At 34.8% G+C, this 25,075-nt stretch carries 16 protein-coding genes and 1 riboswitch; of the genes, 11 read left to right on the top strand and 5 right to left on the bottom strand.

Annotated elements, in window-relative coordinates; genetic code table 11:
- The first annotated feature begins 282 nt into the window (after window positions 1–282).
- Window positions 283–1,314, top strand: coding sequence for an outer membrane beta-barrel protein (locus HM982_RS01620; RefSeq protein ID WP_179351375.1), 1,032 nt, complete (start codon window positions 283–285; stop codon window positions 1,312–1,314).
- 61 nt (window positions 1,315–1,375) lie between these two features.
- On the top strand, window positions 1,376–2,647 hold the full coding sequence (locus HM982_RS01615; RefSeq protein WP_246296552.1) for an ammonium transporter: 1,272 nt from the start codon (window positions 1,376–1,378) through the stop codon (window positions 2,645–2,647).
- 171 nt (window positions 2,648–2,818) lie between these two features.
- On the opposite strand, the gene HM982_RS01610 is transcribed toward HM982_RS01615, so the two are convergent.
- From HM982_RS01610 to HM982_RS01590, 5 genes are all read right to left on the bottom strand, one after another.
- Entirely contained in the window at window positions 2,819–5,398 is a 2,580-nt protein-coding gene (locus HM982_RS01610) for a phosphoenolpyruvate carboxylase (RefSeq protein ID WP_179351373.1), read from the bottom strand.
- 8 nt (window positions 5,399–5,406) lie between these two features.
- Window positions 5,407–6,525, bottom strand: a complete 1,119-nt coding sequence (gene leuB, locus HM982_RS01605) for a 3-isopropylmalate dehydrogenase (protein ID WP_179351372.1) — start codon at window positions 6,523–6,525, stop codon at window positions 5,407–5,409.
- 201 nt (window positions 6,526–6,726) lie between these two features.
- Window positions 6,727–7,317 carry a 3-isopropylmalate dehydratase small subunit gene (gene leuD / locus HM982_RS01600; protein WP_179352353.1) on the bottom strand — a complete coding sequence of 197 codons (591 nt, stop codon included), beginning with the start codon at window positions 7,315–7,317 and terminating at the stop codon, window positions 6,727–6,729.
- Between the two features lie 157 nt (window positions 7,318–7,474).
- Window positions 7,475–8,857 carry a 3-isopropylmalate dehydratase large subunit gene (gene leuC, locus HM982_RS01595; RefSeq protein WP_179351371.1) on the bottom strand — a complete coding sequence of 461 codons (1,383 nt, stop codon included), beginning with the start codon at window positions 8,855–8,857 and terminating at the stop codon, window positions 7,475–7,477.
- A 2-nt stretch (window positions 8,858–8,859) separates the two neighbouring features.
- A complete protein-coding gene (locus tag HM982_RS01590) occupies window positions 8,860–10,035 on the bottom strand; it encodes a 2-isopropylmalate synthase (RefSeq protein WP_179351370.1) in 1,176 nt (391 codons plus the stop codon).
- 148 nt (window positions 10,036–10,183) lie between these two features.
- Here HM982_RS01590 and HM982_RS01585 point away from each other — a divergent pair, with 148 nt between their 5' ends.
- The 9 genes from HM982_RS01585 (at window position 10,184) to HM982_RS01545 (ending at window position 25,052) form a co-directional block, all read left to right on the top strand.
- Window positions 10,184–11,728, top strand: coding sequence for a hypothetical protein (locus HM982_RS01585; RefSeq protein WP_179352352.1), 1,545 nt, complete (start codon window positions 10,184–10,186; stop codon window positions 11,726–11,728).
- A 104-nt stretch (window positions 11,729–11,832) separates the two neighbouring features.
- Window positions 11,833–11,956, top strand: a riboswitch (SAM riboswitch).
- Between the two features lie 142 nt (window positions 11,957–12,098).
- Entirely contained in the window at window positions 12,099–13,397 is a 1,299-nt protein-coding gene (locus HM982_RS01580; protein WP_179351369.1) for an O-acetylhomoserine aminocarboxypropyltransferase/cysteine synthase family protein, read from the top strand.
- Window positions 13,398–13,474: 77 nt separating this feature from the next.
- A complete protein-coding gene (locus HM982_RS01575; protein ID WP_179351368.1) occupies window positions 13,475–14,485 on the top strand; it encodes an alpha/beta fold hydrolase in 1,011 nt (336 codons plus the stop codon).
- Window positions 14,486–14,889: 404 nt separating this feature from the next.
- Window positions 14,890–19,881, top strand: a complete 4,992-nt coding sequence (locus tag HM982_RS01570; RefSeq protein ID WP_179351367.1) for a translocation/assembly module TamB domain-containing protein — start codon at window positions 14,890–14,892, stop codon at window positions 19,879–19,881.
- Between the two features lie 2 nt (window positions 19,882–19,883).
- Window positions 19,884–22,172, top strand: coding sequence for a translocation and assembly module lipoprotein TamL (gene tamL / locus HM982_RS01565; protein WP_179351366.1), 2,289 nt, complete (start codon window positions 19,884–19,886; stop codon window positions 22,170–22,172).
- 77 nt (window positions 22,173–22,249) lie between these two features.
- A complete protein-coding gene (locus tag HM982_RS01560) occupies window positions 22,250–22,723 on the top strand; it encodes a nucleoside deaminase (protein ID WP_179351365.1) in 474 nt (157 codons plus the stop codon).
- 90 nt (window positions 22,724–22,813) lie between these two features.
- On the top strand, window positions 22,814–23,149 hold the full coding sequence (locus tag HM982_RS01555) for an arsenosugar biosynthesis-associated peroxidase-like protein (protein ID WP_179351364.1): 336 nt from the start codon (window positions 22,814–22,816) through the stop codon (window positions 23,147–23,149).
- An 81-nt stretch (window positions 23,150–23,230) separates the two neighbouring features.
- The gene (gene arsS / locus HM982_RS01550) at window positions 23,231–24,292 is read left to right on the top strand and encodes an arsenosugar biosynthesis radical SAM (seleno)protein ArsS (protein WP_179351363.1); all 1,062 of its coding nucleotides are present in this window, start codon (window positions 23,231–23,233) and stop codon (window positions 24,290–24,292) included.
- A 79-nt stretch (window positions 24,293–24,371) separates the two neighbouring features.
- A complete protein-coding gene (locus HM982_RS01545) occupies window positions 24,372–25,052 on the top strand; it encodes a TIGR04282 family arsenosugar biosynthesis glycosyltransferase (RefSeq protein ID WP_179351362.1) in 681 nt (226 codons plus the stop codon).
- Window positions 25,053–25,075 lie beyond the last annotated feature (23 nt).

The following is a 25,075-nucleotide window of genomic DNA, read 5'->3' as shown; positions in this document are numbered from 1 at the left end:
AATACTAAATACACAATAAAAAACATCACCTATTGCTAAAATGATTGATTTTAAGCTTAAAAATTATATATCACCTAAATAACACCTCTATTTTATCAAATAATCGAAAATCAAAATTATTGATATCACAAAAAAAAGTTAAAAATAAATTTCAACCCCCAAATTTATGGGGTGTATAATTGTAAATTCATAAAAATTACTGATTTACCCCATTTTTATAAGGGGTGTATTTAAAGATTGCATAGATTTGAAGCACACTAACTATTTAAATTTATTTTTTTTATGAAAAAACTAATGACAATTTCTATGCTCTTAGTAGCATTTGGTTTATCTGCTCAAGATGAAGAAACAGAAAGCACAAAATCATTTACCCTAAGCGGCAGCATTGACGCCTATTACCAAACCTACATATCTGCACCTGACGATGCTGGAGCAACGTTCGGAACTGCTTTTGCAGACAAAACAGGTTTTGCACTAGGAATGGGTAACATTATTGCTAGCTACGAAAGTGGAAAAGTAGGTGCCGTTCTTGATTTAGTAACAGGACCAAGAGGTGGTGCGGCAACGTTCAGTAATGATATTGTTGACGGTATTGTAAATCAAGCTTACGTTTACTGGAATGTGTCTGAAACGACTACGTTAACCATGGGACGTTTTAACACCTTTTTAGGTTATGAGGTTATTGCTCCTGCAGCAAACTTTAACTACAGCACATCTTATTTATTCTCTAGTGGCCCTTTCTCACATATGGGCTTAAAAGCAGATTTTGCTTTATCTGATGATTTCAGCTTAATGTTAGCTGTGATGAATCCTTGGGATACTAACGATACGTCAATGACGGGAGAATATTCTTTCGGTGCACAATTAGGCTACTCTGGTCAATTCTTAAACCTTTACTATGATAGCGGAAACAACGGTGGATTAGGATTTGAAGTTGATTATACTGGTGGTTTTGATCTTTCTGATGCATTTTTCTTAGGAATCAACGCAGCATACAACGATAATGATGGTAGTGGTTTTTATGGTGCCGCTTTATATCCACAATACGCGACATCTGATGATTTCAGTATTGGATTAAGAGGTGAGTATTTTGCACTGCATGGTGACCTTGACAACTTTGACTACCCAAGTGTATTAGGCGTTACATTAACAGGGAGCTATACCGTTGAGGACAACTTAATCATTAAGCCAGAATTTAGATTAGATTCACTAACTGATGCTGATGGCGGTTTATATGGTAACGTTATTGACAATGATGGCTTAGCAGCTAGCAGCCTAAGCGCTTTTACTTTAGCCGCTATTTACTCGTTCTAAAAAAACAAACTAACTAACACAAATAATTATGATAAATAATCTTTTAACATTCCTACCAAATATGATGGCAGTCCAGGATGCTGCCGAACCATCTGAAGTTGAAGCCGCCGTTGCCGCCATTAATGGCGACATGGGAATGCTTTGGATGTTAATTTCTGCCATCCTAGTATTTTTTATGCAAGCTGGATTTACACTTGTTGAAACCGGTATGACCCGCTCTAAGAACGCAGCCAATATCGCTATGAAAAACCTACTTGATATATGTGTAGGTTCACTTACATATTGGTTTGTAGGATACTCTTTAATGTATGGAGACACGTCTAACGGATGGTTTTTCTGGAGTGGAATAATGCAAGGTGAAGGTGCTGATTTATTGTTCCAAACGATGTTTGCTGCTACAGCTGCCACTATTGTTTCTGGAGCTATTGCCGGACGTACTAAATACTCAACTTACGCTATATTCTCTATTGTAATGACTGCTGTTATCTACCCTATATCTGGTGGATGGCAATGGCAAGGTTCTGGTTGGTTAACCGAACTAGGATTTATTGACTTCGCAGGTTCTTCTATTGTTCACTCTGTTGGCGGATGGGCTGCTTTAGTTGCTGCTTTTATGGTAGGACCAAGAATTGGAAAATTTGTTGACGGAAAAGTAATGTCAATCCCAGGACACAACCAAGTACTAGCTACTTTAGGTGTATTTATTTTATGGCTAGGTTGGTTTGGTTTTAATGGTGGTTCTCAATTAGCTTGGGGAGGCGCTGATTCTATTGCAGCTTCAAATGTTGTTTTAGTTACTAATTTAGCTGCTGCTGCAGGTGGATTAGGCGCATTAATCACCACTTGGGTATGGTACAAAAAACCAAATTTACCACAAACTTTAAATGGTGCATTAGCTGGTTTAGTAAGTATTACAGCTGGCTGTGGAAACATGACACCAATTGGAGGCGTCGTTGCAGGTCTTATCGGCGGTGTTATTGTTGTATTTTCAATTGAATTTATTGAGAAAAAACTTAAAATTGATGACGCTATCGGTGCCGCTTCTGTTCACGGTGTTGCTGGTGTATGGGGAACTTTAGTTATAGGTCTCTGGGGTGTTGATGGCGAAGCTGGTATCGGCTTACTTAATGGCGGAGGCGCTGGTCAATTAGGCGTTCAAGCTTTGGGTGCACTTGCCTATGCTGTATGGTCTGTTGGATTGTCATTTATAATCCTAAAAATATTAAAAACTACTATGGGACTTAGAGTTACAGAAGAAGAAGAACTAGTAGGCCTAGACCTTTCTGAACATGGAGAAATTGCTTATCCAGGTAAACGTAATAGAGGTCATTAATATTAAAATGATATAGATATTAAATAATTATTGATTAAATATTTATTAGTTGTTAAAAAACCTTTGAAGTTAATTCTTCAGAGGTTTTTTCTTATACCCATTATTTGACAAATAAAAAATCCACAGTGAATAACACTATGGATTTTTTTTATACTAAAATAAAATATTGATTTATGCCGAATTACGACTTGCATTAATATTTCCAAATAATGAACGCGTTACCATCTTTTCAAAGATTTTAATTTGCGCTTCATCTCTGACCTCAGCCTTTTCAAGCTCTTGAATTTTCTTTAAAGCGTATTGTTGAATCGTCAGCAAAGGTAATACAATTGACTCCCTTACTGCAATAGATGCTTTTCCCGAAGGCTCTTCCTCCATTAGCTCTTTATAACCTGTTAGCTTTAAAATAAGACGCTTTGAAGTTTCGTATTCTTCATGTATAAGACTCCAAAACTCACCATACTCAGGGTCATTAACCATATATCGTGTTAAATCGAAAAAAGACTTAGATAAAGACATCATGCTATTTTCAATTAAAGTCCTGAAAAAGTTAGATGTTTTAAACAACTGCTGGGCTTTATCAAATTCTCCAATATCTTCATAATGTTTTAAAGCTGTACCAACACCAAAGAAACCAGGAACGTTCTGCTTAAGCTGACTCCAAGATCCCACAAAAGGAATTGCTCTTAGATCCTCAAAAATTAAACCTTCAGATTTACCACGCTTAGAAGGACGACTACCAATATTTGTTTTCGCATAATACTTTAAAGTACTCATATGCTCTAAATACGAAATGAATTTAGGGTGCGCCTTAAAAGCTGCATAAGCCTCATAACTACGTGCAGCTAAATCGGTCATCACCGTTCTATTCTCAGGATCCATACTTAGATCTACTTCACTTAAACTATTATCTATTCCTGAACTTATTAGCTGCTCAAGATTATACTGAGAAGACTCTAAAGTACCAAAATTAGAGCTTATCGTTTGCCCTTGTATTGTTAACTGTACCTCTTCATCTTCAATTGTCGGTCCTAACGATGCGTAAAAATCATGTGTTTTTCCGCCACCTCTAGCTGGTGGGCCGCCTCGTCCATCAAAGAAAATCACTTTAACACCGTGATCTCTAGAAACTTTTGTTAAGTTCTCTTTAGCTTCAAAAATCGCCCAATTAGCCATTAAATAACCACCATCTTTAGTACCATCACTAAAGCCTAGCATTATAGTCTGCTTGTTACCACGAGATTTTAAATGTGCCGCATATTCAGGATTGGTATATAATTCTTCCATAACTTTAGGCGCATTTTCTAAATCTGTAATGGTCTCAAATAAAGGCCCAATGTCTACAGTTAATTCATCCTGAAACGCTACCAGCTTTAACATCGCAAATAATTGCATAACATGTAAAGTGGTTTGATTATTACTAATGATATAGCGATTCGCAGCTTGTTCTCCATTATTTTGCTGAATGGTCTTTATCGCTTTAATTGTTTCTAAAGCTTTTAGAGTTTCATCATCTTTAATTAAAGACAAATCAACCGAACCCTCCACCTTAGATAATATCTCAATCTGTTCAGGTTCTGATAAATCATGATAATTCTTAGGAAAAACAGTACTACCGCTCTCTATCAACGCATTAACCATATCATTGAAAAATTGCTCATGCTTACGACTATCTTGCCTGATATCTAAATTTGCAAAATGAAAACCGAATAAATGTATTTTATTAAGAAGACTATTAATTTCATCAACATATAATGACTGATGCTTCTCTACAACTGTCTTTTTCACAGCTTTTAATTCTGAAACCAAGTAATCTAACGTTAATTTAGACTCACCTCCTATACCAATAGTATACAATTCATCCTCTAAATTAGACATAACTTCATCTACCCCCTGAAACGTTAACTTTCGTTTTAATTGTCTTACGTTTTTGTAGTAATTTTTTATAATTGAAAGTCGTAATCTATCCGCCACCTTCAACGTTATTTCCGGTGTTACAAATGGATTACCATCACGGTCACCACCTGGCCAAAAACCAATATTTATAATATTATTATCTATTTGTTTTCCATCAAAGATATTCTGCTGAATATAATCGTAAACATCTCCAAAAGACTTATAAAATACATTTTCTAAATACCATATTAAACTTACGGCTTCATCAAAAGGCGTTGGTTTTTCATGCTTAAAGAATGGCGTTTTTCCCAATTGCGCCAATAAATCGTTAATTCTTAACAAGTCATTTTCGCGAATAGCTTCTGTAAGATCGGTAATAATTCCTAATACAGAACCCGGATAAAATTGCGTAGGGTGGGCTGTTAAAACGATTCTAACTTTAAATTCTTCCAAGTATTTCTGAAGCGTTTCTAGCTTATCATCTGCAATGACCGTTTCTTTTAAACTTCTTAAAGTTCCAATCCCATCCATGTTATTCACCACCGGAAATGCGGCGTCTTCAATAGCATCAAATAACACCACTTGTCTTTCAATATATTGAATAAATCGAAATAATAAATTTACCTGACTCTCAGAGGAGCGTCTGGCTTGGTATTTTTCAAAAAAGGTATTAACAATGGTTGTTGGGTCTTCTTGATTTTTAAATCCTTTATTACAAGTTTCATGAAACAAGGGCAAAAGTGCTCCTGTTTTTGTAACTGCATCAAAAGGAAGTGTCATAAATATACTGTTGTATATCTGATATTTTGATAGTACGTTTTGATTAAAACGTGTTAATTTTGGCTGTGTAGGCATTGTGTTTATTATATTATTGTAGACTGTCCGAGATGGATATTCTTAAAATTAAGATTTGTATCTTTTGGATTAAAGATAAAATCTTCAATAAAATCACCAACATTAGACGTCGTTACTGTGTTAACTACCGAATTTATATCCGGAGTTGTAATGTTTAATTTTAATGATTTTTCTACAGCTAACCTAATTAATTCGGCTTCATTATGTAATTCATAATGATCCAGTAACATAGCAGCCGACAAAATAGAAGCAATAGGATTCGCAATTCCTTTGTTTGCCGCTTGAGGGTAAGATCCATGAATCGGCTCAAACATCGCATACTTATCGCCAACAGAAGCAGAAGCTAACAAGCCAATTGAACCACCAATAACACTAGCTTCATCACTAATAATATCACCAAACATATTTTCGGTTAATATCACATCAAACTGTTTGGGGTTTAATATCATTTGCATTGCTGCATTATCTACAAATAGAAAATCGAGAGTGACATCTGGATATTGTTCAGCAACCTCTTTCACTACTTTTCGCCATAGTCGAGACGTTTCTAAAACATTAGCCTTATCTACCAATGTCACTTTATGATTTCTTTGTTCCGCAGCGACAAATGCTAAATGCGCAACGCGCTCAATTTCTTCACGTGAGTAGCCACATAAATCTGAAGCATAGTCTCCATCCTCAGAGATTTGTTTTTCTCCAAAATAAATACCACCTGTTAATTCTCTGTATATAGAAATATCAGTCCCCTCAATAATATGCTTCTTTAAAGGCGACTTCTCTAATAAAGTTTTATAAGCCTTTACAGGTCTAATATTTGCAAACAATCCTAATTCCTTACGCAACTTAAGCAGCCCTTGTTCTGGTCTTACTTTTGCCGCTGGATTGTTATCATATTTAGGATCGCCAATAGCACCAAATAAAATCGCATCCGTTGTTTTACATAAGTCTAAAGTAGCATCTGGTAAAGCCGAACCATGTTTATCAATGGCAATAGCACCAACATCTGCAGTGGTAAATGTAAAATCATGATTATATTCTGAAGCAATCGCTTTTAAAGCCTTTTCTGCCTGCTTTGTTACTTCTGGTCCGATACCATCTCCTGGTAAAACTGCGATATTTAATTTCATCGAAAAATGTATTTCTATTGTGGTTCTCCTACCTCATTACAGACAGGTGTTCATTATTATTTAATTTTTATGGCGTTACTTTTTGTTATCAACTTTTCAGCTCTATAACAAGCGTACAAGAATACAAAAAGTCAGGCTGTACACTATATCTTTTTTGCTAAAAAAAAGCAAAAAAGGATGCCGTTTCCATCCTTAACGCACTCAATTGCTAGCGGCATTTTCAAACGCCTCAATCTTTTCTTTTTTGCTTAATAAATAGTCAATATCATCATAACCATTAATCATACATGTTTTTTTATAAGCATCAATTTCAAAATCTTCTGACAAATCAGCGTCCTTTACTGAAATCGTTTGATTTTCAAGATCCACAATAAGTTCCGTCTCTGGATGAGACACAATACAACTTTGCAAGTCACTTAAAAAAGCCTTAGATACCTGAACTGGTAACAAGCCATTATTTAAAGCATTACCTTTAAAAATATCAGCAAAGAAACTAGACACAACGACTTTAAATCCAAAATCTGTAATTGCCCAAGCCGCGTGCTCTCTACTGGATCCGCACCCAAAATTATCACCTGCCACCAATATTTTACCCGAATATCTCGCATCGTTAAGCACAAAGTCTGGATTTACCGAACCGTCTTTGTTATAGCGCCAATCTCTAAATAAATTATCACCAAACCCTTTTCTATCCGTTGCTTTTAAAAAACGTGCTGGTATAATTTGATCCGTATCCACATTCTCAATATCTAAAGGGATGGCTTTTGATTTTAATGTTGTAAATTTTTCCATATTATAAATGTCCACAAAAGTGGCTATTATTCCTACTAAGGCAGGATGCTCTTTTCCCATCTTTCTGTTATAACAGACACCTTCCCAAAAGGAAGGCAATGGTTCAATTTATATTTTTATTTTTTATACTTATTAAAAACCGTTGAGGTCTTTATATTTAATTCAAATGTTTTGTGATATCAACAATCTTTCCTTCAACAGCTGTAGCTGCTGCTACTAAAGGGCTCGCCAAAATAGTCCTTGAACCTTGCCCTTGTCGGCCTTCAAAATTCCTGTTAGAAGTAGATACACAATATTCGTTTTGCGGAATCTTATCATCGTTCATCGCTAGGCATGCTGAACACCCTGGCTGACGCAACTCAAATCCTGCCGCATCAAAAATAGTTTTTAAACCTTCATCTACAATCTGCGCTTCAACTTGCTTACTACCTGGCACTAGCCAAGCCGTAACATTTTTAGCTTTTTGTTTTCCTTTAATAAATTCTGCTGCCACCCTAAAATCTTCAATTCTAGAATTGGTACAACTCCCTATAAACACATAATTAATAGGTTTGTTAATTAAACTTTCACCAGCTTCAAAATCCATATAAGCCAATGATTTTTTAAACGATGGATTATCGTCTTTAGGAATCGTTTCTGAAATTTTAATTCCCATTCCAGGATTTGTTCCATAGGTCACCATTGGTTCTATATCCTCGGCATCAAAAGTATATTCCTTATCAAATACCGCATCGTCGTCGGTTGGTAAGGTTTTCCAATAAGCCACTTTAGCATCAAAATCTTTGCCTTTTGGTGCAAATTCACGACCTTCAACATAATTAAAAGTAGTTTCATCTGGTGCAATCATACCGCCTCTTGCGCCCATTTCAATACTCATATTACAGACGGTCATTCGACCTTCCATACTCATCTCTTCAAACACATTTCCTGCATATTCACAAAAATAACCTGTCCCTGAATTGGTACCTAATTTTGAAATAATATATAAAATCACATCTTTAGGAAGCACGCCTTTTTTCAATTTACCATTAACCGAAACCCTAAGACTTTTTGGCTTGGTAAGCAATAAACATTGGCTTGCAAAAACTTGCGCCACTTGACTTGTACCAATACCAAAAGCAATGGCTCCAAATGCGCCATGTGTTGACGTATGACTATCACCACAAACCATAGTTAAACCTGGCTGTGTCACCCCTAATTCAGGTGCCATAACGTGTACAATACCATTGTATTTATGACCCAACTCGTATAAGGTGATGTCATTTTTTTTACAGTTTTTGGACAATTGTTCTAATTGCTGTCTCGAAAGTGCATCTTTTACCGGTTGATTCTGATTTAAGGTTGGTGTATTATGATCGGCAGTAGCGACAATTTGATTTGGTCTAAATACCGAAATTCCGCGTTCCTCCAATTCATTGAAAGCCTGCGGACTTGTTACCTCATGTATTAAATGTTTATCTATATAAAGAATTTGAGGACCATTTTCAATCGTATCGACCACATGCGCATCCCAAACTTTGTCAAATAATGTTTTTCCCATTTTTATGCAGAAATTATTTGTTGATACACTCTACTTGTTTCAATGATTTGATGAATATCGTTATCGTCAACTTCTTTTTTACGATCAGCAAAACTCAAAAAGTTAGCATAAACATCATCTAACTGAAGCTTTGTTAGTTCGTAACCTACATTTTTAGCTCTGTAAGCTAAAGCTGCACGTCCACTTCTTGCGGTTAACACAATAGCAGATTCGGTAACACCAACATCCTTTGGATCTATAATTTCGTAAGTTTCTCTATTTTTAATCACACCATCTTGATGTATCCCTGAGCTATGCGCAAAAGCGTTAGCACCAACAATAGCTTTATTTGGCTGGGTATAAATCCCCATACTCTCACTTACCAACTGGCTTGTTCCGTATAGCATTGAGGTATTTATATTCGTATCTAAATTAAGGTAAGGATGCTGTTTTAAAACCATCACCACTTCTTCTAAGGCGGTATTTCCGGCACGTTCACCAATACCATTAATCGTACATTCTATTTGTCGCGCACCATTAATAACACCTTCAATAGAATTAGCAGTTGCCAACCCTAAATCATTGTGACAGTGACAAGATAAAATCGCTTTTTCAATGCCTTTGACGTTTTCTTTTAGGTATTTTATTTTTGCGCCATATTCACTTGGCAAACAATAACCTGTTGTATCTGGAATATTTAAAACCGTTGCTCCAGCTTTAATTGCTGCCTCACAAACTCTAGCTAAATATTCATTATCTGTTCTACCAGCATCTTCAGCATAAAACTCTACATCTTCAACAAATGATTTTGCATATTTCACAGCGGCAAATGCACGCTCTAGAATAGCTTCTTTATTAGATTTAAATTTATGAATAATGTGAGAGTCAGAAGTTCCAATACCTGTATGGATTCTTGGTTTTTTAGCATAGCGCAACGACTCTGCCGCTACTTTAATATCGTTTTCTACTGATCGTGTTAAACCGCAAACAGTGGCGTTTTTAACAATTTTTGAAATCGCTTCAACAGACTCAAAGTCACCAGGGCTAGACACTGGAAAACCAGCTTCTATAACATCAACACCTAGTTTATCTAGCTGAGCAGCAATAATTACTTTCTGTTCTGAATTTAGCTTACATCCAGGCACTTGCTCACCATCACGTAGCGTTGTATCAAAGATTTGTATATTGTTATTAGACATATATCAAAATATATTTTATAGTATTGTCTTACGAATATATAAGTAGAATTCGCTTTAATCGGGCTGAGATCTGTAACTTTACGATGTTCAATCGCAAAAACAAAACTTAAATAACTGATTTACAATTATATAAATCTATTATAAATTGATAACTAAAGACCAAAAAGATAATTTATTCTCATTAGTAAAATCACTAACTAAATCCGAAAAGCGACAATTTAAGCTTTACGTGGGTCGGCTTGGCGTGAATTCAGATTCAAAATTCTTGAATCTTTTTAACGTATTAGACAAAGCCAAAACGTATAATGAAGCCGCAATCTTAAAAAGTGGAATTGTAAAAAAACAACAGTTAGCCAACGTCAAAGCGCATTTATATAAACAGATTTTAATTAGTCTAAAACTTAACCCATCGCATCAAGATGTGCGTTTACAAATTAGAGAGCAACTCGATTTCGCCTCTATTTTATACCACAAGGGTTTATATAAACAGAGCCTAAAAATACTAGACAAAGCCAAAGAATTAGCCATTATAAACGAAGAAAAAAATGCCGCTTTTGAAATTGTAGAACTAGAAAAAGTAATCGAATCCCAGTACATTACTCGAAGCATTAGCACACGAGCCGATGAACTCGCCATACAAGCTAAAGAACTTAGTGCACTTAATGTTATTGCTAGTAAACTCTCCAATTTATCACTTCAACTTTATAGTACGATTTTAAAAACAGGCTATGTAAAAAATGAAGAGGAAGCAGAAATGATTACTAATTATTTTAACCAACGACTTCCTAAACTAAACATAGAAAAACTTGGATTTAGAGAAAAATTATGGCTTTATAAAGCACAATTATGGCAAAGTTTTTTACTTCAAGATTTTTTAAATTGCTATAAGTACGCTTTAAAATGGGTTGATTTATTTTATCAAAACCCAAGCATGATCAGTGTCAATCCTGTTTTTTTTCTAAAGGGGAACAACTATTTACTAGAGGCTTTATTTTTTATAAATAATAAACCAAAATTTGAAGAGAAATTTTTAGAATTCCAAACTACAGTATCAGGTTCAGACTTCCCAAAAGACGAAAATGTAGCAACCCTCGTTTTTCTTTACAAGAATTTCCACAGCATCAACAAACACTTTATTGATGGGAGTTTTGAAGAAGGCCTAAGTTTAATTCCAATTATAGAAAAAGACTTGATTCCTTTTAGAGATAAAATTGATCCACACCATAAAATGATTTTTTACTACAAATTTGCGAGTTTAGAATTTGGTGCTGGAAATAACAAAGCATGTATAAAATATTTAGATAAAATCATCTCCAATAAATCGTTATCTATGCGCGAAGATTTACTCTGTTTTTCAAGAGTCTTAAATCTCGTGGCACATTATGAAGCTGGCCTAGATTACCACTTAGAAACACTGCTTAGAAGCACGTATAAGTTTTTAATTAAGATGAATGATCTTCACGAAGTTCAAAAAGAAATGATTAAATTTATTAGAGGGCTTCAAGATATTTATCCTCATGATTTAAAAAATGCCTTTAGAGACTTATATAAAACTCTAAAAACTTTTGAAGAACACCCTTATGAACGGCGCGCCTTTTTATATTTAGATATTATATCTTGGCTAGAAAGTAAGATTGAAAACAAACCCGTAGGCGAAATTATTCGCACTAAATACTTAACGAAGAACACTTAAGCATTATAAATTATGTTAAAAACTAAATAAAAATGGTCATTTATTTGGAATTCTAACTTTTGTATTGCAATATTTGTACTCACAAAGTTCAAACACTTACTGAAATGTTATCAAGAAAGGTGGAGGGAATGACCCTATGAAACCTTAGCAACCCTTAGATTTACTAAGAAGGTGCTAAATTCTACTTAAATGCGCAAGTCATTTTTTGCATATTTGGATAGATAACTCAAGCCTAATTACTCATCTGTAATTAGCATTTTCTTTATAATATTTTTCTATTAAGTACGCTTCATCCTTCGATTAGACTCAAGGAAAACGAGGCTTATTTGGCTTTTGGTTTAATCTTTTATTAACTCAAAAACTTAGAAAAATGAGTACACAAAAATTCGCAACCCAGGCGTTGCACGCAGGACACGACACAACAGAAACTTCAGGAACTAGGGCTGTTCCTATTTACCAAACATCATCTTATGTTTTTAAAGATTCTGATGAAGCCGCAGGACGATTCAACCTTTCCGTTCCGGGTTACATTTACACGCGTCTTAACAACCCAACAAACGACATTTTAGAACAGCGTTTAGCGGCCTTAGAAGGTGGTATTGCTGCTGTTGCAACGGCATCTGGAACCTCTGCCATTTCTACAACATTGCTAACACTTTTACGTGCTGGTGATCACATTGTAGCTTCAAGCAGTTTGTATGGTGGCACGTACAATTTATTAAGCGTTACCCTACCAAGACATGGCATTACAACCACTTTTGTTGATGCTTCTAATCCAGAAGAATTTGAAAAAGCAGCACAAGAAAACACACGAGCATTTTTTGTAGAATCTTTAGGAAATCCAAAATTAGATGTTTTAGACCTCGAAGCTATTTCGGGAGCAGCAAAAGCGCACAAAGTTCCATTAATTGTAGATAATACTGTAGCGACACCTTATTTATTAAAACCTATAGAATACGGTGCTAACATCGTTATCCACTCATTAACCAAGTATATTACTGGTAATGGCACTTCACTAGGAGGCGTTATTATAGATGCTGGTACATTTGACTGGACCAACGGAAAATTCCCTGAGTTCACAGAACCGTCAGCGGGCTATCACGGTTTAGTATATAGCGACGCTATTGGAGCCGCTGCATTTATTGCTAAAATAAGAGTTGAAGGACTCAGAGATTACGGTGGTGCTTTAAGTCCGTTTAATGCTTTTCAAATTATTCAAGGTTTAGAAACTTTAGAACTTCGTATTAAAAAGCATAGCGAAAATGCACTCAATTTAGCAAAATGGCTACAAGAACAACCTGAAGTAAACTGGGTCAACTATCCTGGATTAGAAACAAGCAAATACAAAGCATTAGCTGACAAATACTTACCAAAAGGGCAAAGTGGTGTGGTTACTTTTGGTGTCGATGGTGGTTATGAAGCTGCTAAAACTATAGCGGATACAACTAAACTTTTCTCATTACTCGCTAATATTGGCGATACAAAATCACTAATTATTCATCCTGCGAGTACAACACACCAGCAATTAAGTGATGAAGCTCAGGAAACGACTGGAGTCACAAAAGACCTCATTCGTTTGTCTGTAGGTATTGAAGCTATTGAAGATTTAAAAGCCGATTTAAAAGAAGCTTTTGCTGCTATTAAACAGGAAAAAACCCTTCAGAATTAATATCTATTTCATGTTTTGTTGATATAAAACAGATGTCTTTATTAAAGGAGGCATCTGTTTACTTAATACTAATTAAAATGGAAAAGCTACATTTTATAACTCTCAACGATTATACTACTGAAAGTGGAAAGAAGATTTCTGTAAAGTTATCTTATCAAACTTTTGGCAAACCCTTATACACTGCACCAATTGTTTTAGTAAACCACGCACTAACAGGCAACTCAAACGTTGTTGGAGAAAACGGTTGGTGGAATGACATCATAGGAAAAAACAAAAGTATAAATACGGATGAGTACACTATTTTAGCATTTAACATTCTAGGGAATGGCTATGATAATAATGCTAAAAATTTAATTAAAAACTATAAAGATTTTACGGCTAGAGATATTGCTAAACTTTTTGCTTTAGCGATAGACCTATTAAATATTCAACACTTATTCGCTGTAATTGGTGGTTCTGTTGGTGGTGGTATTGCTTGGGAATTAGCCGCTTTAAAACCACAACTTATAAAGCATTTAATTCCGATTGCAACAGATTGGAGAGCTACAGATTGGATTATTGCAAACTGTCATATTCAAGATGCTATATTAAACAACTCATCGCAACCTTTGGCAGATGCCAGAATGCATGCTATGACCCTATATCGCACACCAGAATCTCTAACTCAAAAATTCGAACGTTCTAAAAAAGACAACACACTTTTTAACATAGAATCTTGGTTAAGTTATCATGGTAAAACTTTAGAAAATAGGTTTCAGGTGTCGGCCTATAAATTGATGAATCAGATTTTGAGAACCATAGATATCACTAGAGATAGAAGTGATTTTTTAGACGTAGCTTCAAACATTGAAAGCGATATTCATATAATTACTATTAATTCGGATTTATTTTTTAAATCTGATGAGAATTGGCACACGTTTGTAGAGCTTAAAGGTGTAAAAGACAACGTGAATATTCATGAAATAAAATCTATTCATGGCCATGATGCATTTTTAATAGAATTTGACCAATTAGCCCGTTTTTTACGTCCTATTTTTAAAACAAAAGTGTCATCGCACAAAAAAAAACTAGAGGCGCTAGTCGCTTAAGCTAATTAGACCATCAAACTGTAAGGTAACAACATGTTAAAGCTGAACGACTAGTTCAGCTTTTTTGTATTTAAAGAAATTTAACTTAAACTCAAAAGCATACGACCGTAGCCGTAGGATAATCATTTATTTTTTTCATTGTTATTTAAAACCAAAAATCTATAGTACATTCTCACATAAGGAGCACGAAAAGAGCACTTCAAAAAAGTCATATTTAGTTAATTTTTATCTCGAGAGCGTTAATATTAATAGCAATTACGACAATTGTAATACTTTTGAGCGTATATATTTGACTGTTGAATAATTCCGAAAACACATCAGCCCAAGCCCCAACAAAAAAAAGGAAATTTCGTTGGCTACGCAGAACCTTAAGAGTACTGCTAGGTATTCTTGTGTTCTTATTTTTGATTATCATTTTTGTCCGCAGCCCTTGGGGGCAGGATATTATAGTAAACAAAGCAGTTAATTACGTTTCTGATAAAACAGGAACTAAGGTTGCCATAGAAAATCTTTTTATAACATTTGATGGGGACTTACAACTCGATGGTCTTTATCTCGAAGATGTAAAAGGAGATACTTTAGTCTATTCAAAATCCTTAGAAGCTAACATTCCCCTTTTTAAAATGATAAAAGGCAATGGTGTTGGTGTTGATGCTTTAGACTGGGACGGCCTACGAGCCAATGTAATCAGAAAAGATAGTATTGAAGGTTATAATTTTCAATTTTTAATTGATGCTTTTGCTTCTGCCGATACAACAACGGTTGAAACAAACACCACTACTACACCACTCAACCTAATTATAGGCAATCTGAATTTTAACAATTTTGATATTATATATAATGATGCCGTTACAGGAATTGATTCTAGATTTAAAATTGGTCAATTAAAAGCTAATCTTGAAACAACCAATATTGAAGCCATGATTTTTGAAGCTTCAGAAATTGAGCTTAATAATTCAAATATTAAATTTATTCAAAAACCCGTAAGGACAGATACAACGACATCAGATGCGCCTTTACCAAAATTAGCTTTTGACAATATCGCTTTGAATAATGTGGTTGCTTATTACGAATCGCAACCCGACCGCCTTATAACGGATGTTGCTATTACTGAATTTGCAACAGGAGTCCCTAATATCAATTTAGCTACAAATGATTTTAATCTTAAAAAAATCACGCTTAAAAACTCTAAAATCAACTTAACTACCGAAGCCGAAATTGAAGGCTTACCAAAACAAGTTATAAACACTACAGACGAAACCACAAGTAAAAACACACCCTTTGAATGGCCACAAATCAAGGCCTCTATTGCAGCTATTGACTTTGAAAATAATGAAATTAATTACCAAGTTGGCAATGCAAAACCTGAACAAAATGTGTTTAATCCTAATGCCATTGCGCTTTCAAAATTCAATCTTAAAGCCAAGGATATTAGCCTAAAAGACAAAGAAGCCACTTTAAACTTAGAGACATTTAATTTTAATGAAGCTTCAGGATTAAACCTTAATCAATTAGCGGTAAATTTGAAAGTTACCGACCAAAACCTAAATCTAGAAGGATTAAATTTTAAATTAAATAATAATTCTATTTCAGGTTATGCACATCTAGATTACCTTTCCCTTTCAGAGTTAATAGACACGCCTGAAGCTACAAAAGTTAATGTAAACCTCCCCTCTTTTCAGCTTTCATTAGCTGAAGTTTTTAAGTTTCAACCCAATTTAAAAAACAACACTTACTTAGACGCATTAAGTAAAAAACCACTAAAAGGAACTTTAAATGCTCAAGGGACTTTAGCAAATATCAATTTAACTAAAGCTGAAGTTAATTGGGGTGAATTCACACAAATTGTAACCCGTGGAACACTTCAAAATGTAACTAATACTGAAACACTTCAGTTTGATATTCCAAAGTTTACGGCAAAAACAAAACGAAGCGATTTAGTTCAATTTATAAACGAAGCTGATTTAGGTGTTAGTTTACCAAAAGATATTTTATTTACTACGCAACTAACCGGAAATCTAGACGACATTTCTGCTGATGCAAAACTAACCACAACACAAGGTATTGCTACGGTAAAAGGTAATTTTAAAAACACAAATACTATTGCTTACGATGCCGAAATTACTATTGACGATTACAACATCAATGAATTGCTGAACAATCCGCAATTTGGTGCTTTAAACCTTTCGCTAAAATCTAAAGGAAGCGGAAGTAATATAAATACACTTAATGCGGATTTGAAGGCAACTATTACAGCCTTTCAACTCAATAATTATGCAATTAAAGACTTAACCATCAATGGCGAAATCACAGATGGTTCTGGTAATATTCAATCACAATATAAAGACGATAATCTAGAAGCGAAGCTCAACACATTTGTGGTTTTAGATTCCGTAGCTCCTGAAGCCGAAATAGAATTAAATGTTATTGGTGCTAATCTGCAAGCCCTAGGATTAATGGACCGTAACGTTAGAACAGCCATGGACATAAATGCCCGTTTTAAAGGTAACGGTGATAATTTTGACGCTAATGCAAAAGTAGACAAAGGAGTAATAGTTTACGATAATAGAAGTTATTTAATTGGTGAAATAAATGCATCTGCACACGTTGAAAAAGACACTACTTCGGTGACCTTAAAAAATAAAATGGTAAATCTTAATTTAGAGTCTAACACCAACCCACAAACCTTTAGCACTGCGATAAACAGACATGTTTTAAGTTATTTTTACAGAGATGAAAACGTCGCAGATTCTATAACAGATTTTGTAAACCTGAAGCTTAAAGGTAAAATATCTGAATCTCCTTTGCTTAACGATGTCTTTTTAGTCAATGTTCAAGATTTAGACACTATAGATATTGCCCTAGATTTTAATGAAAAATACCGAAAATTAGACGCTAACGTCACAATACCTCATCTTAATTATAGTGGCAACACATTAGATAGTCTAGCCTTTTCTATGACGACTGACCAAGATGATTTTAAATTTAATTTAGGTTTTAATAATATAAATGCTGGCCCTTTAGATGTTCCTAAAACAATTATAAGAGGAAAGCAGTCTGATCATGAAATGGCTCTCGATTTTTTAGGCTATTATAATGATAAAAAGCTGGTGAATGTTAATACTAAAATTACAGGCAATCGTGAGCGTTTGACTTTTACAGTAGACTCGGACTGTTTAATATTGAATAAAGAAAAATGGCGTATCCCACAAGAAAATGAAGTGATTATAACCGACAAAAAACTTGAGTTTAATGACTTTAAAATCACCAAAAACAACCAATCTATAGCACTCACAGACAAATTGGATAACATACCTAAACAACATATTGCTATAGAATTTGAAAATTTTGACATCAATGAAGTTTTTAATTATTTAAGCCCAAAAGCAGAATTAGCAACAGGTCTATTAAATGGTAATTTTGTTCTCGAAGATCCTTTTGTAAATGCTGGTATTATTGCCGATTTAACCATTGAAGATTTTAACGCACTTCAAACCGATCTAGGCACCTTAAGTATTAATGGCAACTCCCTAAACACCAACAGTTATGCCTTTAATGCCGGATTAAAAGGTGGTGATATTGATTTTGATTTAGCTGGAGATTACACGGTGACTAACAACATTGCCAATTTAGATTTAGACTTAGACATCAACGAATTTAAAATGAAAGCCCTCAACACATTATCTTTAGGTGAAATTAAAGATACTGATGGGAGTTTTTCTGGTGCTTTTAAAGTCACAGGAACCACTGCAGACCTTCAGTATGATGGTGCTGTAACATTCAACAACGCCAATTTTAACATTACTAAACTCAATGCGCCATTTAGTATGGCCAATGAAACGCTAAATATCAATAACGCCGGACTTTCTATGCGCAATTTTACCATTCGAGATGAGAATGACAATGCTTTAGTACTCTCTGGAAATGTTGGTACAGAAAGTTTTGTTAACCCTACATTTGACTTAAGTGTAAAAACAACTGATTTTCAAGTACTCAATGCCACGAACGAAGATAATGAATCCTTCTATGGAAAGGCTAGTTTTACTGCTGATGCCAAACTAACAGGAGATTTACAAATTCCTAAATTAGATGCCAAACTAACCCTAGGTTCAGATACAGATTTCACCTATGTAATGCCGGCTTCAGTTGCCAATATTGAAGAACGAGATGGTGTTGTTGTTTTTGTTAATCGTGAAAATCCTGATGCCATCCTTACTCAAACCGAAGAACAAACCGCAACAATTAGAGGCTTTGACATTTCAACCGCACTCAAAATAAACGAAAATGCAGCCTTTACCATTATTATAGATGAAGAAACAGGCGATAACTTTAAAGTTTCTGGCGAAGGCGATTTTATTTTTAACATGACACCAAATGGTCGTATAACATTAACAGGAAGCTATGAAATTATAGATGGCCACTACGAGCTTAATCTATACAATTTGGTGAATAGAAGATTTTTAATTGACGAAGGCAGTAGTGTAACATGGTCTGGAGATCCATTTGATGCTGAATTGGATGTCCGTGCTATTTACAATATTGAAACCTCAGCTTCAGCGCTTATGGCAGCTCAGATTTCTGGCGCAGAACCCTCGGTACAAAATCAATACAAGCAAGTTTTACCATTTAATGTGTATCTTAACATAGATGGCGAGTTATTACAGCCAAAAATTTCATTTGCTCTAGATATGCCAGAAGAAGACCAAGGAGCTATTGGAGGGCAAGTATATAGTAGAGTGCAACAAGTTAACCAACAAGAAGGCGAACTTAACCGCCAAGTATTCTCATTATTAGTACTCAATCGTTTTTACCCAGACGCTGGTAGCGACGGTAGTTCTGGTGGTTTTGCAACTATTGCTAGAGATAATTTAAATGATGCGGTTTCAAATCAACTGAATGCATTTTCAGATAAACTCTTAGGCGGTTCTGGTATTGAGCTCGATTTTGGACTTAACAGTTACACCGATTATCAAGGTGATGCACCAACAGACCGAACTCAACTAGATATTGCCGCACAAAAAAAACTATTTAACGATAGATTAACCGTTAGAGTTGGTAGCGAAGTTGATATACAAGGTAGTAGTAGCACAGGCGAAGAAACACCAATTATTGGTAATGTTAGCTTGGAATATACCGTAACAGAAGACGGCAGATACCGTTTAAAAGGCTTTAGAAAAAGTGAATTTGAAAATGTAATTGACGGACAAACCATAGTCAGTGGCATTGGCTTAATCTTTACACAAGAGTTTAATCAATTTAACGAGCTTTGGGATGCTATCTTACGTAAGAAAAAAGAACGCCAAGCTAAAAGAGAAAAAGCCAAAGCCGAAGCTGAAAAAGAAAACGAACAGCAAGAACAAGAAACCAATCAAAGTATAGAACAGAAAAAGAATTAGACTTGAAAAAAAGTATAACATTTAATATTTACCTCATCCTCTTCGGGTTATTTATACACTCCTGTAGTGTAAAAAAGTACTTGCCAGAAGATGAAAAATTATACCGTGGTGCTGAAATTGAAATTGAGACAGAAACACCAATTGATAATATTGAGGCTTTAAAAACAGAACTCGAAGCCACCTTAAGACCAAAACCTAATTCAAAATTTCTAGGCATGTATTTGGGGCTTTACTACCATTTTAAAGCACAAAAAGAAAACCCAGGATTTATTAACCGCTGGCTAAATAAAAAAATAGGAGAAAAACCCGTTTACCAATCTGATGTTGAAACTTTTGAAGTTGAAGACATTCTAAGAAACCGATTAGAAAACAAAGGCTTTTTTTATAGTACAGCAGCATCAACTTTTGAAGAAAAAGAAACTGAAGCTACTGTCAATTACGAGTTAAGTATTGCAGAGCCTTACAAAATGGAAACCTACCAACTCGATTCCATGCCCTCACCTATTCATGACGCTATAAAGCAAGAAATTAAAAAATCACCATTTCAAAAAGGGTCTAATTTTGATTTATCACACATGAAACTTGAACGTCAACGTATCGATTCAAAATTAAAAGAAAAAGGGTACTATAATCTTAATCCAGATTTTTTCATTTTTCAAGCAGACACCAATCAATACGATAATAAACGTTTCAATTTATTTTTAAAACTCAAGGCCGAAGTTCCTAAAAAAGCAACAATCCCTTACCAAATAAGTAAAATTAACATCTTTCCTAATTACGACTTACAAGATTCTATAACCAATAAAATGGAACGGTTTAATGAGAAGAATTATTTTCAAGATTCACTTTTCATAAAGCCCAAACATCTCGATAAGTATATTACAATTAAAGAAGGTGATAATTACAACCCAACTACATCAAAAAATACAGCCAGACGCCTTTCTACTATTGGCGCTTACAAGTATGTCAATATTCAATATGAAGAAATTGACAGTTTAGAATCGGACAGCTTAGGCATCTTAGAAGCTAATATATTTTTATCACCATTAACCAAGCGCGCGCTTCGTGCCGAATTACAAGCGGTTACAAAATCTAATAATTTTACAGGTCCTAACTTAGCCTTAACTTATAGTAATAGAAACCTTTTTAAAGGAGGCGAAACTTTAAACATTAGTACTAATGTGGGTTATGAAACACAGCTTTTAAGTGGCGATAACTCTGGTCTTAGCAGTTTAGAACTTGGGTTAAAAGGTGAAATTATTTTCCCACGAGTCATTTTCCCTATAACTTTTAACGAAGATTTTTTTGAATATTCTATCCCAAAAACAAAAACTAGCTTAGGCGTCAATTACCTCAACCGAAGTAGCTTATACGCCTTACTCTCAGGAAGTGCCCTTTTTGGATATTCTTGGAATGCCAATAGGTATATCACTTATGAGTTTAATCCTATTTCGGTTAACTATACTCAATTGACGCAAACCTCAACTGAATTTCAAGAAATTTTAGACGAAAACCCCTTTTTAGAACAAAGTTTTGACCAACAATTTATTTCAGGACTGACCTTTTCTTTTACATATAATGAAATGGTAGATGCTAACGATCCGCATCAATTTTACTTAAATACCACTTTAGATGTCGCAGGAAATTCTATTAGTTTATTAGGTAAAGATAGTGAGCCTGGTGAACCCAAAACATTTTTAGGTTTGCAATATGCACAATACGCTAAAGCAGATTTAGATTTAAGGTTTCATCTCAACTTCGGTAAAGACAAAGCACAAACTTTAGCAACCCGATTATTTGCAGGTTATGGATTGCCTTACGGTAATTCTGATGTCATTCCATATGTAAAACAATATTTTTCTGGTGGCCCTTATAGCGTAAGAGCTTTCAGAATTCGTTCATTAGGTCCAGGAACCTATAATTCGGAAGACGACCCAGATAGCGATGGCACTTATTTTGACCAAACTGGGAATATTAGATTAGAAGCCAATGCAGAATATAGATTTCCTTTATTTTCATTTTTTAAAGGCGCTATTTTTGCTGACGCAGGAAATGTTTGGAACTCGGAATCTAATCCCACATTTACTGATGAAGAAGACAAGTTTACCTCCAACTTTATTAACGAGCTCGGAATGGGTGCCGGTATCGGCCTGCATGTAGACGTACAAGGATTCGTAATACGCTTTGATTTGGCAGCACCATTTCACGATCCAGCCGAAGAAGAAGGCCAACGTTTGGATTTTAAAGTTGATGAACCAGTGTTTAACTTTGCGATTGGATATTCATTTTAAGTTGATGTTTCAATTTAGCCATTCAACGCTTTAAAATTTAATACCTTTATTTTAATAAAAAAGACATTTCATATCATATGACAGATAAACAACAATTCATGAAAGAAGCAGTAAATGCTGCTTTAAAAGGCATGAATAACAACGAAGGCGGTCCATTTGGTTGCGTTATCGTAAAAGACGGAAAAATTGTAGGTCGCGGTAATAACAAAGTGACCTCAACCAACGATCCTACTGCCCATGCCGAAGTCACAGCAATCAGAGATGCTTGCAAAAACCTCGACTCTTTTCAATTAGAAGGTTGTGAAATTTATACCTCTTGCGAACCTTGCCCTATGTGTTTAGGTGCTATTTATTGGGCGCGACCAGATAAAGTTTTCTACGGAAGTAACCAAGTAGACGCCGCAAATATTGGTTTTGATGATGAATTTATATACAAAGAAATCCCATTACCTTACGAAAAAAGAAGTATTCCCTTTGAGCAACTCGCTCGTGAAATTGCATTAGAACCATTTCAGGAATGGTCTAAAAAAGTAGATAAAACAGAATATTAATTTATCCCAAATTTTATAAATTCTGTAATCTTTACAATTCAACTTCGACATAAGATTGTATATTGATTTTTTTAATCAAAACACAATTTTATGTCAAAACCATATTACGACGCTGCGGATTTACGCAAATTTGGAAAAATAACCGAATGGAGTGAAGAACTAGGAAACAAATTCTTTGACTATTACGGAAAAGTTTTTGAAGAAGGCGCCCTTACTGCTCGTGAAAAATCACTAATCGCCTTAGCAGTAGCACATACAGAACAATGTCCTTATTGTATCGACGCTTACACAAAAGATACGCTTCAACGTGGGATTACCAAAGAACAAATGATGGAAGCCATACATGTTGGTGCAGCCATAAAAAGCGGTGCCACTTTAGTACATGGTGTACAAATGATGAATAAAGTCAACAAATTAGATGGGTAAAAAAAGCCCCTTTTAATTTCCCCATAGGGGAAAAATCAGCACTCAATTAATGAGCAAGCATTCAAAACCCGAAATAGATTAATGGCGACAGCAACAAAATCACTAAAAAAACAAGGCAACGACTTAGCGCAAAGTAATAGACAACTCGAAATACTTTCAAATGGTATCTTTAAAAGTGGTGAATTACCAACTTTCAAGGATAAAATTTCTGAAACAAGTCAATTTCCACTTAAGGCTAAAAAATTAGAAATCCTACAAATCAATGTGGGCTACATGTGTAACCAAGTTTGCGACCATTGCCACGTAGATGCTGGTCCGGACCGAAAAGAAATAATGACCAGAGATACCATGAGACAATGTCTTGAGGTGATAAAAAACTCAGGCGCACACACGCTAGATTTAACTGGTGGCGCACCTGAAATGAATCCTGATTTTAGATGGTTTGTAGAAGAAGCTGCTAAAGCTGGCATTAAAGATTTCATTGTGCGTTCTAACTTGACCATTATTAGAGCCAACAAAAAATATTATGACTTGCCAGAATTCTTTAAAAAACACAATGTACATGTGGTAAGTTCTATGCCACACTGGACACGTGGAAAAACGGATAAACAACGTGGTGATGGTGTTTTTGATAAATCGATTAAAGCGTTGCAAGAATTGAATGCTGTTGGTTACGGCATGCCAGGGAGTGATTTAAAATTAGATTTAGTGTACAATCCGTCAGGCGCTTTTTTACCAGGTGACCAAGCTGCTATGGAAAAGGATTTCAAAAAGGCCTTAATGGAAGATTTTGGTATTGAATTTCATAACCTATTTGCCATTACGAATTTACCTATCGCACGATTCTTAGATTATTTAATCGCTTCAGAAAATTACGAAGATTACATGTATTCTTTAGTAGAAGCTTATAATCCGGCTGCTGTAGAAAATGTGATGTGTACCAACACGATTTCTATTAGTTGGGACGGCTATTTATTTGATTGTGATTTTAACCAAATGCTAGAATTACCTGTAAATAGTAAATCGAGACATGTTTCTGATTTTAACGAAGAGTTATTAGAAGGACGTAACATCGTTATTTCTCAACACTGCTATGGTTGCACTGCCGGCGCAGGAAGTAGTTGTCAAGGGGTTGTTGCATAAATAAATTCCTGCGAAAGCAGGAATCTAGAAAATAAGAGAATCTAAAATTATAAGATTCCTGACTTCGCAGGAATGACATATGAATAACAAAACCGCCATATTAATCTTTGCAAATTCTGCAGAAAAACAATTGACGTCAAAATCAGTTGCTTCTGCGGACTTTTTTAATTTGCTTGATTCTGATACTGTAAAAACAGTAAAAAAAGCCGGTTTACCTTATTTTCATATTTCTGAGAAAGCACAAAAAGGACATTCATTTGGCGAGCGTTTTACCAACGCTATTGAAACCGTTTTTAATAAAGGGTTTCAAAATGTGATTACACTTGGTAATGACATTCCCAACCTTACGGCTCATCTTATTTTAAAAGCTAAAGATAAATTAGAACATTTAGATTATGTTTTAGGACCTTCAACCGATGGAGGTTTCTATTTAATGGGTTTTAAAAAAGCACATTTCAGTAAAACAGACATCCAAAATTTACCTTGGCAAACATCTAAATTAAGACGTTGTTTACATCAAGAATTACAACAGCAAAATGAAAGTGTTTCTTATTTAGAAACGCTAACTGATATTGATGACACTTCAGATATAGAATTGGTCTTAAAGAGTTTTAAATCTTTAGATTTCAATATTAGAAAATTGCTTTTAAAAATTCTAAAAAAAGTAAAAACAATTGCAACAGTCGCTTCTGTTTTTCAAGGTAGAACCGTTTTCAACAAACACTACAATAAAGGCTCACCTGCCTTACTTCATATTTAAAATTGGGTTTTAATGTCATTAAT

Source organism: Winogradskyella vidalii (assembly GCF_013403955.1).
GTDB classification, from domain to species: domain Bacteria; phylum Bacteroidota; class Bacteroidia; order Flavobacteriales; family Flavobacteriaceae; genus Winogradskyella; species Winogradskyella vidalii.
This window is presented reverse-complemented; position numbering and strand designations above follow the sequence as displayed.